Below are 15,340 nucleotides of genomic sequence, written 5' to 3' on the forward strand. Positions count from 1 at the left end.
GTGCGACGCGCGGACATGCAAGAATGGCGGCCCTTTCCGCGTTGCCGCCGTCTTCCATGACCGAGTCATCTTCCGCCGTGCTGGCGCAACTGCAGCAGATCGAACCCGGCGCCCTGGTCGAAGCCGAGGCCACCATCGGCGACGCGCTCGAATCGCTGCTGCTGTACCGCGATGGCGATGGCGTGCGCGCCTGGTTGAACGTGTGCCCGCATGCCGGACGCCGGCTCGACTGGGCGCCCGGGCAATTCCTGAAGAGCCGCGAGGGCCACGTGGTCTGCGCCGCGCATGGCGCCGCGTTCGAACTGCAGCACGGCAGCTGCGTGTCCGGTCCGTGCCGCGGCGAGCGCCTGCTCGCGGTGCCGGTGGCGGTGCGCGAGGGCCTGGTCGTGCTGGCCTGAGGCCGGCGCGGCCGCAGCGCTAGAACGCGCCCCACCACGCCATCGACATCAGGTTGACCATCAGCACCACCACCGCGGTATAGATCAGCGACAGCGGCGCGCCGACGCGCCACAGCTCGCGCGGCTGGTAGTTGGCCGGGCCGGTGATCATCGAGATCACCGGATTGGAGGCGGTCATCAGGTTGTTGGACGCCGACAGCGCCACGATCAATGCGAACGCGGTGGGGTTGCCGCCGGCGGCCAGGGCCAGGTTGACCGCGATCGGCACCATCACGATGGTGGCGCCGACGTGGCTGATCACCAGCGAGAACGCGGTGGTCAGCAGCGCCAGCGCGATCTCCAGCGCCCACACCGGCACGCCTTCGGGCAGCCGCGCGATGGTGTGGCCGGCGACCCAGGCCGCCGCGCCGCTGCTGTCCATCGCCCAGCCCAGCGGGATCAGCCCGGCCATCATGAAGATGGTCTTCCAGTTGATCGAGGCGTAGGCCTCGTCCATGCGCAGCACGCCGGTCAGCAGCATGCCGGCCACGCCGGTCATCAGGGTCAGCGCCACCGGCAGCTTGGAGGTCAGCGCGATCAGGATGGTCAGCGCGAAGATGGTCATCGCGATCTTGAACTTGTGCGGGCGGTGCTCGCCCTTCGGATAGTCGGTGACCACGACGAAGTCGCGGCTCTCCGAGGCCTGCGCCAGGTCCTGCCAGATGCTGTGGAACACCAGCATGTCGCCGGCGCGCAGCGGCACCTTGCGCACGTCCTCGCGGATCACCTGCTTGTCGCGGTTGATCGCCAGCAGGCTGATCCCGGCCTGCTTGCGCAGGCGCAGCTCGGCCGCGCTCTTGCCGATGAAGCGCGAGGTGGGCGGGATCACCGCCTCGGAGATGCCGGCGCGGCTGGGATTGAACAGGTCGCCGAGGTTGCGCAGCCGCGAGGACAGGCGCAGGAACTGGTTCTGCGCGAAATCGGCCACCTGCTGCCGCGCGCCCATCACCCCGAGCACGCTGCCGACCCAGATGCGCATGTCCGCCGGCGGCGCCAGGCGGGTGTCGTTGCCGGTCTTCAGGGCCAGCAGCAGCGGCGCGTCGTGCACCGTCTCCGCTTCGCCCAGGGTCATGCCGACCAGCGGGCTGTCGGCGCTGACGACCAGCTCGAACACGTCGCCCTCGATGCCGTAGGTGCGCGCGAAATAGCTTTCCGTGCGCGCCGGGGTGACCCCGTTGTTGATCAGCTGTTCCTCTTCCATCAGCGTGCGGTCGCCACGCACGCGGAAGTAGACCAGCGAGGCCAGCAGCAGCGCCACGCCGATCGGCAGCGGCGCGAACATGCGCAGCGGCTCGATCGTGGCCATGCCCGAGGGCAGGTTGTTGTTGGCCGACTGCAGCAGGTCGTTGAGCAGGATCAGCGGCGAGTTGCCGACCATGGTCAGTGCGCCGCCCATCACGATCGCCGCGGCGATCGGCAGCAGTAGCCGCTGCAGGGTCAGCCCGGTGCGCGCGGCCAGGCGCGAGGCCACCGGCAGGTACAGCGCCATCACCGAGGGGTTCTGCATGAACGAGGAATTGAGCCCGGCGATGCCGGTGGTCAGCAGCATCAGCCGCTCTTCCACGCCGTGCGCGCGGCGCAGCAGCCACGACGCCAGCCGGTTCAGCGCGCCGGTGCGCTCCAGCCCGGCGCCGAGGATGGTGGTGGCGATGATGCTCATCACCGCGTTGCCGGAGAAGCCGCTGAACAGCTCTTCCGGCGCGATCAGGCCGGTCACCCCGAGCACCACCAGCACCACCAGCGCGACCACGTCGGCGCGGATGCGCTCGAACACGAACATCGCCATCGTGAAGCCGACCAGCCCGAGCACGAGCTTCATATCGGTGGTCAGCGTCAGCGCGGTGTCCATTGGGGGCCGGGATTGGGGAGTGGGGATTCGGGATTAGTTAACAGCGCGAAGCAGGGCACTCCGCGGTAATGGCGCACTGCGGACACGCCCCGTCCGGATGGTGGCAGATTGGCTGTTCAATCCCTACTCCCGAATCCCCAATCCCGGCTTGTCGTACAGCAAATCCCACACCCCATGGCCCAGATTCTGGCCGCGGGTCTCGAAATGGGTCTGCGGGCGCCAGTCCGGGCGCGGGACGTGGCCGCGCGGGCCGGCACGGTTGACCAGGCCTTCGGTGGCATCGAGCACGTCCCACATCTGCTCGGCGTAGTCGGCCCAGTCGGTGGCCGCGTGCAGGCGGCCGCCGGCGCGCAGCTTGCGCACCAGCAGCGCGGCGAACGCCGGCTGCAGCAGGCGGCGCTTGTTGTGGCGCTTCTTGTGCCACGGGTCGGGGAAGTAGATGCGGACCTCGTCGAGCGCGCCGTCGGCGATCTCGTGTTCCAGCACCTCCACCGCGTCGTGGTGGTACAGGCGCACGTGTGCGCTGGCGTCGGCGGCCAGCGCGTTCAACACGCGGCCCACGCCGGGCGCGTGCACCTCGATGCCGATGTAGTCGCGGGCCGGGTCGTGGCGCGCGGCGAAGCGCAGCGCCTCGCCGTTGCCGAAGCCGATCTCCAGCACCTTGGGCGCGGTGCGGCCGAAGGTGGCGTCGAGATCGCGCGGCTGGCCGCTGTAGTCCAGGCCGAAGCGCGGCCACAGCTCGTCGAACGCGCGCTGTTGGGCGGGGGTGAAGCGGCCCTGGCGCAGCACGAAGCTGCGCACCTGGCGGCGGCCTTCCTCGACGGTGAAGGGCTTGGGCGGGGTCTTGGCGCCGGCGCTGGAGAACGGATCGGTCATGCGCGCGGCCTCAACCGATCAGCCCGTCGACCGGCGAGGAGGCGCTGGCGTAGCGCTTGCGCGGGATGCGCCCGGCCAGGAACGCCTCGCGTCCGGCCTCGACCGCCTTGCGCATCGCGCTGGCCATCAGCACCGGGTTGCGCGCGCCGGCGATGGCGGTGTTCATCAGCACGCCGTCGCAGCCCAGTTCCATCGCGATCGCCGCGTCCGAGGCGGTGCCGACGCCGGCATCGACGATGATCGGCACCTTGGCGTTGTCGATGATCTCCAGCAGGTTGTAGCGGTTCTGGATGCCCAGCCCGGAGCCGATCGGCGCGGCCAGCGGCATCACCGCCACGCAGCCGATCTCCTCCAGGCGCTTGGCCAGGATCGGGTCGTCGCTGGTATAGACCATCACCTCGAACCCGTCGGCGACCAGGATCTCGGCGGCCTTCAGGGTCTGCACCACGTCCGGGAACAGGGTGCGCTGGTCGCCCAGCACTTCCAGCTTGGTCAGGTTGTGGCCGTCGAGCAGTTCGCGCGCCAGGCGGCAGGTGCGCACCGCGTCCTCGGCGCTGTAGCAGCCGGCGGTGTTGGGCAGGATGGTGTAGCGCTCCGGCGGCAGCACGTCGAGCAGGTTGGGCTCGCCGGGGGTCTGGCCGATGTTGGAGCGGCGGATCGCGACGGTGACGATTTCGGCGCCGGCGGCCTCGGTGGCCTGCCGGGTCTGTGCGAGATCGGCGAACTTGCCGGTGCCGGTGAGCAGGCGGGAACGGTAGGGCTTGCCGGCGATCACCAGCGCGTCGTGGGGGGCGGGAGCGTTCATCGCCGGATTATCGCCCATCGCACCCGGCGCTGCCGAGTCGGGAAAGGCGCATCGCGCCGCGCGGGATTCAGCCGCCGCCCAGCGCGTGCACGATCTCGACCCGGTCGCCGTCGTGCAGCGCGTGCGCGGCGTGCGCGCCGCGCGGCACGATCGCGCCGTTGACCTCGACCGCGACGCGGCGCTGCGCCAGCCCTTCCTCGAGCAGCAGGGCGGCGACGGTGGTGTGGGGTTGCAAGGGGCGGGCCTGGCCGTTCAATTCGATGTTCATGTCATCATTGTGCAATGCGTGCCGCCGGGTGCGCGATTTATTGCGGCAGTGCAACGTGAGCGTGAGGGGCAGAGGTGAAATCATGTCGCCATGCGGCTGCGTATGTTCTGGCCGTGCCCCGAGTCACCTTCATTATCGCCCGGGAGGGCATCCATGACTTCGTCCATCCGTCCACTCCGTTCGTTGCTGGCTGCCGCGATCGTGCTCGCCGCCGCGCCCGCGTTCGCGCAGCAAACCTATAGCCGCACCGTGTTCTTCGGCGACAGCCTGACCGACGCCGGCTACTACCGGCCGCTGCTGCCGGCCTCGGCGCAGGCGGTGACCGGCCAGTTCACGACCAATCCGGACTGGGTCTGGGCGCAGTACATCGCCGACTACTACCACGTCAACGGCCACGCCAACGGCAACGGCCAGATCGGCGACAACTACGCCGCCGGCAACGCCCGCGTCGGCGTGGCCAACCCCAGCGCGCTGGGCGTGGCGCCGTCGCTGGCGACGCAGGCCAGCAACTACCTGGCCGCCAACGGCGGCAAGGCCGACCCGAACGCGCTGTACAGCGTGTGGGGCGGCGCCAACGACCTGCTCGCGGTGGCGGGCGGCGCACCGGCGCAGAGCACCATCGCCAGCGCGGTGACCTCGGAAGTGGGCATCGTCGCCAGCCTGCAGAACGCCGGCGCGCGCTACGTCATGGTCACCACCATCCCCGATGTCGGCCTCACCCCGCGCTTCCGCGCCGGCGGCGCCACGGCGATGGCGCAGGGCACCGCGCTGGCCAGCAGCTACAACAGCGCGCTGTTCGCCGGGCTCAAGAGCGCCGGGCTGCAGGTGATCCCGGTGGATACCTTCCACCTGCTGCAGGAAGTGATCGCCAGCCCGTCCACCTACGGTTTCAGCAACTACACCGGCACCGCCTGCCAGCCGCAGATCACCTCGCAGTCGCTGACCTGCAACCCGACCAGCTACGTCAGCGCCGACGCCGCCGACAGCTACGTGTTCGCCGACGGCATCCATCCCACCGGCCGCACCCACGAAATCCTGGCGCAGTACGCGCTGTCGATCCTGGAAGGCCCGCGCCTGCAGCAGGTGCTGAGCCACTCGGCCGAGGTCACCGGCCGCTCGCGCGCCGACCAGGTCGCCTGGCACGTCGACGGCCGCCCGGAAGCGGACGGCATGCGCTGGTGGGGCAACCTGCGCGGCGACATGCAGCGCTACTCGCACGGCGACCTGTACGACGGCCTGGCCCCGGCCGGCCTGTTCGGCGTGGACTGGTCGCGCGGCGAGTGGGTGTTCGGCGGCTTCGGCGGCTTCGGCCGCGTGGATGCCGACTTCGGTAACCGCGGCGGCGACTACACCCAGGACGACAGCACCCTGGGCGGCTTCGCCGGCTGGTATGGCGAGCACGCCTGGGTCAACGCCCAGGTCAGCTACAGCTGGCTGAGCTACGACGTCAAGCGCAAGGTCAACCTCGGCCCGGCCACCATCGAGCACAACGGCTCGCCGGACGGCAGCAACCTGACCGCGGCGCTGCAGGGCGGCTACGAGTTCGGCGAGGGCACGTTCAAGCACGGCCCGGTGGCCGCGGCGATCTGGCAGAAGGTCAAGCTCGACGGCTACACCGAGAGCAACCCGAACTCCAGCGCGCTGGGCTATTACGACCAGGACGTCGAGTCGCTGGTCGGCCGCGTCGGCTGGAAGGCCGGCCTGGATCTCGGCGCGGTGAAGCCGTACCTGCAGGCGACCTACGACCACGAGTTCAAGAAGGGCGAGCAGGCCACCGCATGGCTGCAGACCATGCCCGACCTGGGCGCCTATGCGGTGCCGGGCCTGGCCATCGACCGCAACTACGCCTCGGTGGTGCTGGGCGCGCGGACCAGGCTGTGGGGCCTGGAAAGCAATGTCGGCATCGCCGCCACCACCGGCCAGAGCCGCGCGCACGACACCTCGCTGTTCGTGAACTTCGGCGGCAGCTTCTAAGCGCGGTCTCAAGGTTGTCCCTCGTGCCCGGCCGCGCGCCGGGCACGAGGGAGTGTCTGGACGGGCGCCGCCGAAGCCCTCCCGCAGACATCCCAACTGCAAGTGTCGGCATGGCGATCGCTCGGGTGCCGGCGCCCCGTCGCTGCAGCCTGGTCGCGCCGATTTCTTGCGCAACCGCCGGCCCACCGCATAGACTGCACACCGGCAACGCGGGCGTAGCTCAATGGTAGAGCTGTAGCTTCCCAAGCTACTGACGAGGGTTCGATTCCCTTCGCCCGCTCCAGTCCCGCGAATTCCAGTGCCAAGTTGTTGACCGCGCTGGCTATTTCTACCGACTGAGGACCGTCTCGAACGACCTCCCAAGGTATCGTTTGAGGTATCGTTTTTGTCAAAAGCCCTCTTGCTGCATCGGCCATCAGGCCTCTACGTGCGCTTCTTGGTTCCTGCTGATTTGCGGGGCAAGTCGGCTCGCGTTTTCTGGTTCGTTCTCTTCATCTTCGCCCCGGCGATGCTGCGCGTCTGGTGTCTGCCTACATGGGGATGGCACTATCGAACGCGTTCCAAGCATTGAGGCAGGGGAAGCTGGTGGATCTGGACGAAGTGCTGCGCCGCATTCGAGAGCAAGGACTGCGCGAACTCACATTGACCGATGTGACGCTGCCCAACGGCACGCATCTGGGCAAGGCCCAGATCGACACGCCCGAAGACGCAGCGCTATTTGCTGAGTTGTTGCGCGAACCTGCCGCTGGAAATACCGAGCCTGCCAAACCAAGTGGCTGGCGCACCGGAAAGAAGGCGACTGGCCCGCTGTTGTCCAAAGCGATTGCGGATCACTTGGGGGACTTGGGTCGCGCCAAGCTCCACAGCAAGACAGTGCTTGAAAGCTGCCATTCGCTGCGCTTGTTTGATGGTGCCGTAGGACAAGACCTCGCGGTGTCCGAGTTGACGGCAGACCATGTGCGCGCATTTTTCGATGTCGTGAGGTAGTGGCCGTCGAATGCGACCAAGCGCGCGCCCTACAAGCGCCTTGCTGTCATGGAGGTGGTGGCGCTTGCCCAAGCCAAGGAAGACTGTCTTTGAGTTGAAGCCAATCTCGAATCGCGATAACGAAGAGCTGTACCTCCGGATAGCAAAGCCTCAGATAGCTCGTTACTTGAAATCTGCGAACAGGCCTGTCACTGACGAACAGAGTAAAATGTGCACAGGCTGGACTGCCGGTCAGTCGACTGACAATCTTTTCAGCCAAGGCGAGTATCTTGGAGCCATCCAGGTTGGCGGAGGCTTTTTGCGTCAAGTCTACGACATAACGCTCTATCACGACACGCACCCCGGTAATACTGGCTTGGTTTTTTATAGTGTGGACTTAGTCGATTACCCCGTGGGTCGAGAAGTGGATCGTGTCTTAAGGGACATGAAAGGCGTCGCTCCTTGGTACGTTTTGCCCACACTCGCAAACCGGTTATCTCCGGCAAAGTAAGAGCGATCTTCATTTGCAAATTTCAAGCGAAAAGCTGAACCTCGCCCCGATCGATGAGACTTTCGTCGATCGGGGATTTTCTAGTATTAAAGGGGAGATGGCTCTCGCGACGGCGGTCTTTGGGCCTGATAGTTACCATAAGTTTATTGAAAATCAGTCTTCTCCGGAGCTTTTTGTTGCCGCCAAGGAGCGGGATAATGAGCTTGGCGTTCGACTTGGGGAGTGGAAAGCCAACTCTCGGGATGAGGTGAATAAGGCCGTCGGGCTTATCTTGGATGATCCTATTCTCGATTTCTTGCGAAAGCGCAATTTGCTCGTGCGGTTCTTTCCTGAACAATGCGGACAGATGCTATCTGCGCATCTGCGGGGCTATCAAGACAGCGTCGAGCAAGAGATTGAGAATCTCTGTGTCGTCACACGCGGATCCGCCATCGATTTGAAAGGAGCGGAATCGATTGTTGCGCGGAAGCAAATATTCAATGAAGTGGCGAGGGGCGCTTTTCCGAGAGTTGGGCTAGCTGTTGCAGGCGAAAAGGATGGGTTACTTCGCTTCTCTGGGGTAGGAAACGATGGTGCTAAGATCTCAGCACAGATGGAGCCTTCATCTCTCACTAGAATATATGTAACTCATACATGGCCGACAATTCGATACTGGCCTTTGATGCAGTTTAGCTTCGTCGTCAAGAAGAGGGTTAAGGGCGAGAAGAAGGCGGCGTTCATGATGCCGCCCGACGTCCAGTCACTGGCAGCGCTGCGTCTAGGTAAATACGAGGACAGTCACTCGTTAGAGGTTGCTGTGCGCGCTTTGGCGTTATGGATCGAACTGGGATTTTTCGGTGGCCCGCCCAAGAAGGATTGTTGACGTTATCAGAACTTTGAACCATTCCGGGCGGCGTAGAGGGGTAATTTAGAGGTCGCTGGTGTCTACACTCAAGTCGGCTATCAGGTCATAGATGAGTTTCCGATGGATGTCGGCAGTCTCGATACGCGCCGATTCGCGAAGTCGAGCGCATCGTTGAGGAAGCGAGATTTCAGGTCGGCACGCCGTCATGCGGTGTCAGCACGATGCCGATTTCGATGTCGCTGCTCAGCAACTCGATGCCAAAAAAATGCGTGCAGCGATGTGCTGCCCGCGCGACGACTTCGTCGCTGAACAAGCGCCGTTCAAGCATGATCTTGAAGCCCTGCATCGCTCTGCGTTTCCCTCGCAGCTCCCTTGCGATAGTGGGACTTTGCGCCAAAGTTGGATGGCTGCATCCGTTGAATCAGAAAAAATTCCAGGTTTGTAGAGGAATACGTGTTCTCCGAGCCTGCAGCAGAACCAGGCTTATGACCGGTTGTCGTCGCTCAGGACTGCGTGGCGATCGCGAATTCGTCCAGCTGGCGTTGCGCCATGCTGCTGTTGTTGAGGATCACCACCGTTTCGCGCGTGTCCAGGCGGTGCGCGAGCAGCGAGCGATAGCCGGCGGTGTTGCCGGTTTCCCAGGCGTAGGTGCGGCGCTTGCCGTGCAGCGTCAGTGTCTTCACGCGGCCGCCGAGCGCATATTCTTCCGGCATTTCCACCGTGTTGAGCTGCCGCAGCGACGCTGGCGACAGAAAGCCCTTGTCGTAGACGCGGTGCGCGGCCTGCATCAGGTCCTGGGCATTGCTGAAGTACCCGCCGGCCGCGGCTATGAAGCCCGGGCGGTCGTAGGCGCGCCGCTCGGGCGGCGACAGCGTCCGGTAGGAGGGAACCGTGGTCGGGGCGGTCGCGATCGCCGCGCCGGTGCCGGTATGGCGCAGCTCCAGCGGGTCCAGGACCAGGGTGCGGATCGCGTCCGTGAAGCGCATGTCGGCGACCGCTTCGACGATCGCGTAGACAATGATCCAGTTGGCGAAGATGTAGTCGAACTTCGCGCCCGGCTCGAACGCGAGGTCGGCGCTGGCGAATCGGCGTACCGCCTCGGCGGCCGGCAGGTCGAGCGTCGCCAGCGATGGATCGGCCTTGACGGCCGGGCTGAACTGCTCGGTCAGGCCGCTGCTGTTGGACAGCAGGCGGCGCAGGGTGATGCGGGCGCCGGTGTCGGCGCGATAGTCCGGTAGCCAGGCGGTGATCGGCCGGTCGAGGTCGAGCCTGCGCCGTTCGACCAGGCGCAGCACCGCCAGCGTCGTGAGCCATTTGGAGATCGAGGCGATCCCGTAGACGTCGTCGATCTTTGCCGGCCGCCGCGCTTCCACGTCCACGATGCCGAAGGGCTGCGCGTAGGCGACCTTGCCGTCGCGGGCGAGCAGGACTACGCCCTGGAAGGCGTTCGCCTTCGCCCAGGTGTCGATGATGGCTGGCGCTTCCTGCGCGGCCGCCGACGCGCGGCGAGGCAACGCGGCCAGCAGCAGCGTCGCGCCGAACGCTGCCAGAAGCGATCGGCGCGACATCGGCGCAGGGATGGGGGCTTCGATCATGGCGCTGTCTCCGGATGATCCGCGCCGGCGAAGCGCGAGGCGCCGGACGCGACCGTTGCTGGCGTCCAGCGTGCCAATCGCGCTGCTGCGAGCGGCGCTGTCGGCCAGGCGATGGTGCCAAACATGATGGCAATACGGACACCCACTTCCATTCGGTTCCCCTCGTATGGTCTCGGTCCAGCGCAAGATGCCGACGCTGCGCCGATGGGCACGAGCATAACCGGACCGTGGCGCGTCGTTGCCCTGCGCGCCCGCCGCGACACGGCCTGTCAAACCCGCTTCATCTGCGGCGCCTACGCTGGCCGGTCAGTGAGCGCATGCTCGTCGCCGGTCTCTCCCCGTGGTCGAACACAGTCGTCGCCGTTTTCTCGCCCGCGCGTCCCTGGCCCTCGGTGCCGGGGCGGTCATGCCGCTGCTGCCGGGCGCCATCCGCAGCGCGCTGGCGGTGCCGCCGGCGCGGGTCACCGGCACCGTGCAGGACGTGCAGCACGTGGTGATCCTGATGCAGGAGAACCGCTCGTTCGACCACTACTTCGGCTGCCTGCGCGGCGTGCGCGGCTTCGGCGACCCGCGGCCGTTGCGCCTGCCCGGCGGCCGCCCGGTCTGGTACCAGCCCGAAGCCGGCGACGGCGATCGCTACGTGTTGCCGTTCCGCCTGAACAGCCAGACCAGCAGCGCGCAGTGGATGAAGGACCTCAACCACGACTGGAAGGGCTCGCACGAGACCTGGAAGCACCACGATGCCTGGATCGCGCAGAAGAGCGCGATGACCATGGGCCACTTCCAGCGCGAGGACCTGCCGTTCTACTACGCGCTGGCCGACGCCTTCACCATCTGCGACGGCTACCACGCCTCGCTGTTCGGCCCGACCAATCCCAACCGCATGTACATGTTCACCGGCACCAGCGGCCTGAGCGTGGGCAACGACGGCGAGCAGGCGGTGAACAATCGCGACGACGGCAACTGGACCGCCGACATGGCGCGCGACAACGCCAAGTTCCCCGGCTACGCGTGGACCACCTACTCCGAGCGCCTGCAGCAGGCCGGGGTCAGTTGGCAGGTGTACCAGGAGTTCGACAACTACGGCGACAACAGCCATCCGTATTTCGCCAATTTCCGCAATCTCGATCGCGCCTCGCCGCTGTACCGGCGCGGCCGCGCGATCGTGCCGGGTTCCACCGCCGACAACGCCAAGGCCTCGCGCGGCGAGCACCTGGTCGCCGCGTTCGAGCGCGACGTGCGCAGCGGCACCCTGCCGCAGGTGTCGTGGATCGTGGCGCCGTACCTGCTCAGCGAGCACCCCGAGGCGACCCCGGCCTATGGCGAGTCGCTGAGCGCACGCCTGCTGGAGGTGCTGGCGGCCTCGCCGGAGGTCTGGTCCAAGACCGTGTTCCTGATCAACTACGACGAGAACGACGGTTTCTTCGACCACGTGCCGCCGGCATTGCCGGCGACCGATCCGGCCATCGGCGCCAGCAACGTCGACCTGCGCGGGGAGGACTACCACGGCGTTCCAGTCGGCCTCGGCCCGCGCGTGCCGATGCTGGTGGTGTCGCCGTGGAGCCGCGGCGGCTGGGTCGATTCGCAGGTGTTCGACCACACCTCGGTGATCCGTTTCCTGGAGCGCCGCTTCGGCGTCGCCGAACCCAACATCAGCCCATGGCGCCGCGCGATCGCCGGCGACCTGACCTCGGCGCTGGATTTCGCCGGCCACGACGACGCCCGCGTCGCCTTGCCGGACACGCGCGATTTCATTGCCCGCGTCGACGCGACCGCCGCCTTGCCGCCGCCGCAACGACCCGCGCAGCAGGCATTGCCGGCGCAGGAGCCGGGCCAGCGCCCGGCGCGCGCGCTGCCCTACGATTTCGACGTGCGCCTGCAGGCGGGGCCGCAGGGGGCTGCGTTGCGCATGGTCAACCGCAGCACGGTCGGCGTCGCGCTGAACGCCTATGCCGATGGCGGCGGCGCCGGCCCGTGGTTCTACACGCTGGCGGCTGGCAGCGAACTGCACGACGCGCGCGCCTGGCGCGGCGCTGCGGCCGATGCCGGCTATGCGTTGCGCGTGCATGGCCCCAATGGCTTCCTGCGCGAGTTCCACGGCGACGGTGTGGCCGACGCCGGGCTGCAGGCCGAGGCCGACTACGATGCGGTCAGCCAATCCCTGCTGCTGGAGCTGCGCAATGCCGGTGTGCAGGCGTACCGGGTGCGGATCCGCGACGGTTACCGCGGCGGCGCCGAGCAGGAGCTTCAACTCGCGGCGGGCGCACGCGAGGTGCTGCGCTTTCCGTTGGCGGCGCAGCATCATTGGTACGACCTGGAGATCGCGAGCGAGGCCATGCCGCAATGGCGGCGCCGCCTGGCAGGGCATGTCGAGACCGGCCGCCCGAGCATGAGCGATCCGGCGATCGGTCGTGCGGTCGCCGGTTAGCCGTCGATCATTTGCGGCGGCATCCGTAGCCGTGTGTCGCGGCTGAAGCCGCGACCAGCCGGCCTGCAGCAATGCCAGGCACACACCGAAAAAGCCGCCAGGCGGCGGCTTCATCCGCGCGGCGTCACCCCCCTCAAACGCAAGGCGCCGCCGCTGCTTCCGCAACGACGGCGCCGGCGCCTTCCCTGGCGTTGCCTCAGGTCAGAACTTGCCGCTGAAGGTGACGAAGAACTGCCGCGGCGCGCCGGCCATCAGCGTCTGGTTGTAGCCGTTCGGATCGGAGACCACGTAGCCGTTGGTGCCGACGGTGGCGAAGTAGCGCTTGTCGAACAGGTTGGTCACGTTCGCGCTCAGGCCCAGGTTCTGGAACATGCCGACTTCGCCGAAGTCGTAGCCGGCGCTCAGGTCGAAGCGCCAGTAGCTCGGCACCGACGAGTCGTTGAGGTAGCTGATGTAGCGGCGGCCGGTGTACTTGCCGTCCAGCGCCGCGTGCCAGCCGGCGTTCTCGTAGGCCAGGCTGCTGGAGAACATCCACTCCGGGATGCCGACCACGCGCTTGCCGGAGGTGGCCACCACGCCGCCGTTGAGGTAGTCGTCCTGGTAGGTGGAGTCGTCGTAGGACAGTGAGTTCAGCCAGCGCAGCTGCGCGATCGGGCGCCACATCACCGCCAGGTCGGCGCCCTGGCTACGCACCGAGCCGACGTTGTTGAGCGTGGCCGAGCAGGTCTGGATCGCGCTGCACGGCGAGGTCACCAGCAGGCGGTCGTCGAAGGTGGTGTGGTACAGCGCCAGCGACGCCTCGATGCCGTCGCCGCGCACGCGATAGCCCAGTTCGTAGGTCTGCGCGGTCTCCGGCTCCAGCGAGTTCTTGATCGCGTTGAACGCCGCCTGCGATTCCTGGAACGGGGTGAAGCCGAAGCCGGCCATGTTCTTGTTGTAGGACGCGTAGATTTCCTGGTGCTCGTCGAGCTTGTAGTTCACGCCCACCTGCGGCAGCAGATCCGAATCGGCCTTGATCTCGCCGGCCGCGTTGGAGGTGGTCGGCACCAGCGACTGCGCGGTGGTGTCCACCTGCAGCTTCTTGGCGCCGAAGTTCACGGTCAGGCGTTCGTCGAGCAGGCGCAGCGTGTCCTGCGCATAGAACATGCGCGTGTCGGTGTCGTAGTGCTGGTCGAACTGGCGCGCGAACAGGGTGCCGGACTTGTTGAAGTAGTACAGGTCGGTGAACGGGCCGTCGAGCAGGAAGTAGTTGCGCTCCTGCACGGTCTTGGCGTTCTGGTACCAGCCGCCGATCTCGATCTCGTTGCCGGCGACGGTGAAGTTCAGCGACGCGGTGACGCCGTGCCGGTTAAGGCGGTAGTCGGTGGTGCGCATCGACAGCGGCACCGTGGCCGAGGACGCCACGTAAGGCGTGGTCCATTGGCCTTCGCCGTTGTTGTCGTGGTAATAGCCGGTCAGGTTCAGCGTGGCGCTGCCGCCCAGGTTGAACGCGCCGCTGAGCGCGGCCAGGTTGTCGCGGCGCAGGCCGGCACCGGAGTAGTAGGAGGCATCGGCCTTGCTGTAGTCGGCGGGCAGGCCGTTCAGGGAGGCCGGGTAGCTGCCGTTGCCGTTGAGCGCGTTGGCGATCTGCACCGCGCTGTTCCAGTCGGGCATCAGGTAGTCCCAGTCCCAGCCCAGCACTTTCTGCGAGGTCAGCGACAGGTCCATGATGTCGTATTCCTTGCGCTTGGAGCTGTCCAGGAACAGGCTGACCCGGTTGCCATCGCCCCACTGGTACAGCGCCTTGACGTTGGCCTGGTTGTACTCGTTGTTGCCATAGCCTTTCCACTTGTCCGCCTCGCCGTGCACCAGCGAGGTGTACATCGAGAAGCCGTTGATGTCGCCGGTGTCCCCGCGCAGGTAGGTGCGGCGGGTGGAATCGGAGCCGAAGGTCTGGCTGAAGCGGATGCCCGGGGTGGAATCCGGATCGTCGGAGTAGTAGCGCACGGTGCCGCCGAGGTTGCTGCTCGAGGCGGTGCCCAGCGCGCCGGCGCCCTGCGCCAGCTCCACCGAGCCGACGTTCTCGGAGATGATCGCGCGGGTCACCTGCAGGCCGTCGGTGACGCCGTAGCTCATGTTGCCCAGCGGCACGCCGTCCAGGGTGAAGCCGAGGCGGCTCTGGTCGAAGCCGTGCAGGCTGATCGCGGTCGACCACTCGTACGCGCCCCATGCATCGGCCGACTGGAACTGCACGCCGGGCAGCTTGTCCAGCACCTTCAGGGCGCTGGTGCCGGGGGCGGCGGTGCCGATGTCCTCGCGGGTGATGCGCTGCACCTGGCGGGTGGTGCCGGTGGACACCACGGTGATCGCATCGAGCATCGTCGCGTCGCTGCTGCCGGTGGCGGCCGTGGCGTCGGCGTCGGCCGGCGCGGTCTCGGCCAGCGCGGCGAAGGCCGGCAGCGCGGACGCGACGGCGAGCACCAGCGCATGCAGGCGCAAGGATCGGGAGGTGGGGGTCATCGGAATTCACCAGGATAAGATGGGGGAGGCGTCGGGACCTGCCGCGTGGTGCGTGACAGCCAGCACACGGCCAAGGCGGCCCGCTCGCCACCATGCAACGGTTTTGTGAACGTTTCGGGGCGGTTCCGTGTCGTCTGTGGGACAGCGTGTCTGCGGATGCCGGCCGCCGCGTGGGCATGCCGGGACCGGTCACGCGCCGCGGCCGCGTACGCGGACGGGCGATCGGGCGCGGCGCCAGTGACGCAGCGCCGATGGCGCAACGTATGATGCCGGGCCAGCCACCGCCGT

General features: G+C 66.9%; 12 protein-coding genes and 1 tRNA gene. 6 read left to right on the top strand and 7 right to left on the bottom strand.

Annotation, left to right across the window (positions count from 1 at the left end; all coding sequences use genetic code 11):
* The first annotated feature begins 56 nt into the window (after positions 1-56).
* Entirely contained in the window at positions 57-398 is a 342-nt protein-coding gene (locus AB3X10_RS05660) for a Rieske (2Fe-2S) protein (RefSeq protein WP_369979809.1), read from the top strand.
* Positions 399-417: 19 nt separating this feature from the next.
* On the opposite strand, the gene AB3X10_RS05665 is transcribed toward AB3X10_RS05660, so the two are convergent.
* From AB3X10_RS05665 to thiS, 4 genes are all read right to left on the bottom strand, one after another.
* A complete protein-coding gene (locus tag AB3X10_RS05665) occupies positions 418-2,286 on the bottom strand; it encodes an SLC13 family permease (protein WP_369979810.1) in 1,869 nt (622 codons plus the stop codon).
* Between the two features lie 123 nt (positions 2,287-2,409).
* Positions 2,410-3,162, bottom strand: coding sequence for a tRNA (guanosine(46)-N7)-methyltransferase TrmB (gene trmB / locus AB3X10_RS05670; protein ID WP_369979812.1), 753 nt, complete (start codon positions 3,160-3,162; stop codon positions 2,410-2,412).
* 10 nt (positions 3,163-3,172) lie between these two features.
* On the bottom strand, positions 3,173-3,967 hold the full coding sequence (locus tag AB3X10_RS05675) for a thiazole synthase (RefSeq protein ID WP_369979814.1): 795 nt from the start codon (positions 3,965-3,967) through the stop codon (positions 3,173-3,175).
* 67 nt (positions 3,968-4,034) lie between these two features.
* The gene (gene thiS / locus AB3X10_RS05680; RefSeq protein ID WP_369979816.1) at positions 4,035-4,235 is read right to left on the bottom strand and encodes a sulfur carrier protein ThiS; all 201 of its coding nucleotides are present in this window, start codon (positions 4,233-4,235) and stop codon (positions 4,035-4,037) included.
* A gap of 153 nt (positions 4,236-4,388) precedes the next feature.
* On the opposite strand from thiS, the gene AB3X10_RS05685 reads away from it, so the two are divergent.
* The 4 genes from AB3X10_RS05685 to AB3X10_RS05700 all read left to right on the top strand — a co-directional run bounded on the left by AB3X10_RS05685 (position 4,389) and on the right by AB3X10_RS05700 (position 8,548).
* A complete protein-coding gene (locus tag AB3X10_RS05685; protein ID WP_369979817.1) occupies positions 4,389-6,209 on the top strand; it encodes an autotransporter outer membrane beta-barrel domain-containing protein in 1,821 nt (606 codons plus the stop codon).
* Between the two features lie 209 nt (positions 6,210-6,418).
* Positions 6,419-6,492, top strand: a tRNA-Gly gene (locus AB3X10_RS05690).
* Positions 6,493-6,794: 302 nt separating this feature from the next.
* Positions 6,795-7,196, top strand: a complete 402-nt coding sequence (locus AB3X10_RS05695) for a hypothetical protein (protein WP_369979819.1) — start codon at positions 6,795-6,797, stop codon at positions 7,194-7,196.
* Between the two features lie 503 nt (positions 7,197-7,699).
* Positions 7,700-8,548, top strand: a complete 849-nt coding sequence (locus AB3X10_RS05700; protein ID WP_369979821.1) for a hypothetical protein — start codon at positions 7,700-7,702, stop codon at positions 8,546-8,548.
* A 169-nt stretch (positions 8,549-8,717) separates the two neighbouring features.
* On the opposite strand, the gene AB3X10_RS05705 is transcribed toward AB3X10_RS05700, so the two are convergent.
* Together AB3X10_RS05705 and AB3X10_RS05710 are read right to left on the bottom strand one after the other, a co-directional pair.
* The gene (locus tag AB3X10_RS05705; protein WP_369979823.1) at positions 8,718-8,876 is read right to left on the bottom strand and encodes a hypothetical protein; all 159 of its coding nucleotides are present in this window, start codon (positions 8,874-8,876) and stop codon (positions 8,718-8,720) included.
* A gap of 157 nt (positions 8,877-9,033) precedes the next feature.
* Positions 9,034-10,398, bottom strand: coding sequence for a serine hydrolase domain-containing protein (locus AB3X10_RS05710; protein WP_369979825.1), 1,365 nt, complete (start codon positions 10,396-10,398; stop codon positions 9,034-9,036).
* A gap of 67 nt (positions 10,399-10,465) precedes the next feature.
* Between AB3X10_RS05710 and AB3X10_RS05715 the strand changes: the two genes are divergently transcribed.
* Positions 10,466-12,553 carry a phosphocholine-specific phospholipase C gene (locus tag AB3X10_RS05715; RefSeq protein ID WP_369979827.1) on the top strand — a complete coding sequence of 696 codons (2,088 nt, stop codon included), beginning with the start codon at positions 10,466-10,468 and terminating at the stop codon, positions 12,551-12,553.
* 201 nt (positions 12,554-12,754) lie between these two features.
* Here AB3X10_RS05715 and AB3X10_RS05720 read toward each other — a convergent pair whose 3' ends face one another.
* Positions 12,755-15,052, bottom strand: coding sequence for a TonB-dependent receptor family protein (locus tag AB3X10_RS05720; protein WP_369979829.1), 2,298 nt, complete (start codon positions 15,050-15,052; stop codon positions 12,755-12,757).
* Positions 15,053-15,340: the final 288 nt, after the last annotated feature.

It is taken from the genome of Xanthomonas sp. DAR 80977, from assembly GCF_041240605.1.
GTDB lineage: Bacteria > Pseudomonadota > Gammaproteobacteria > Xanthomonadales > Xanthomonadaceae > Xanthomonas_A > Xanthomonas_A bundabergensis.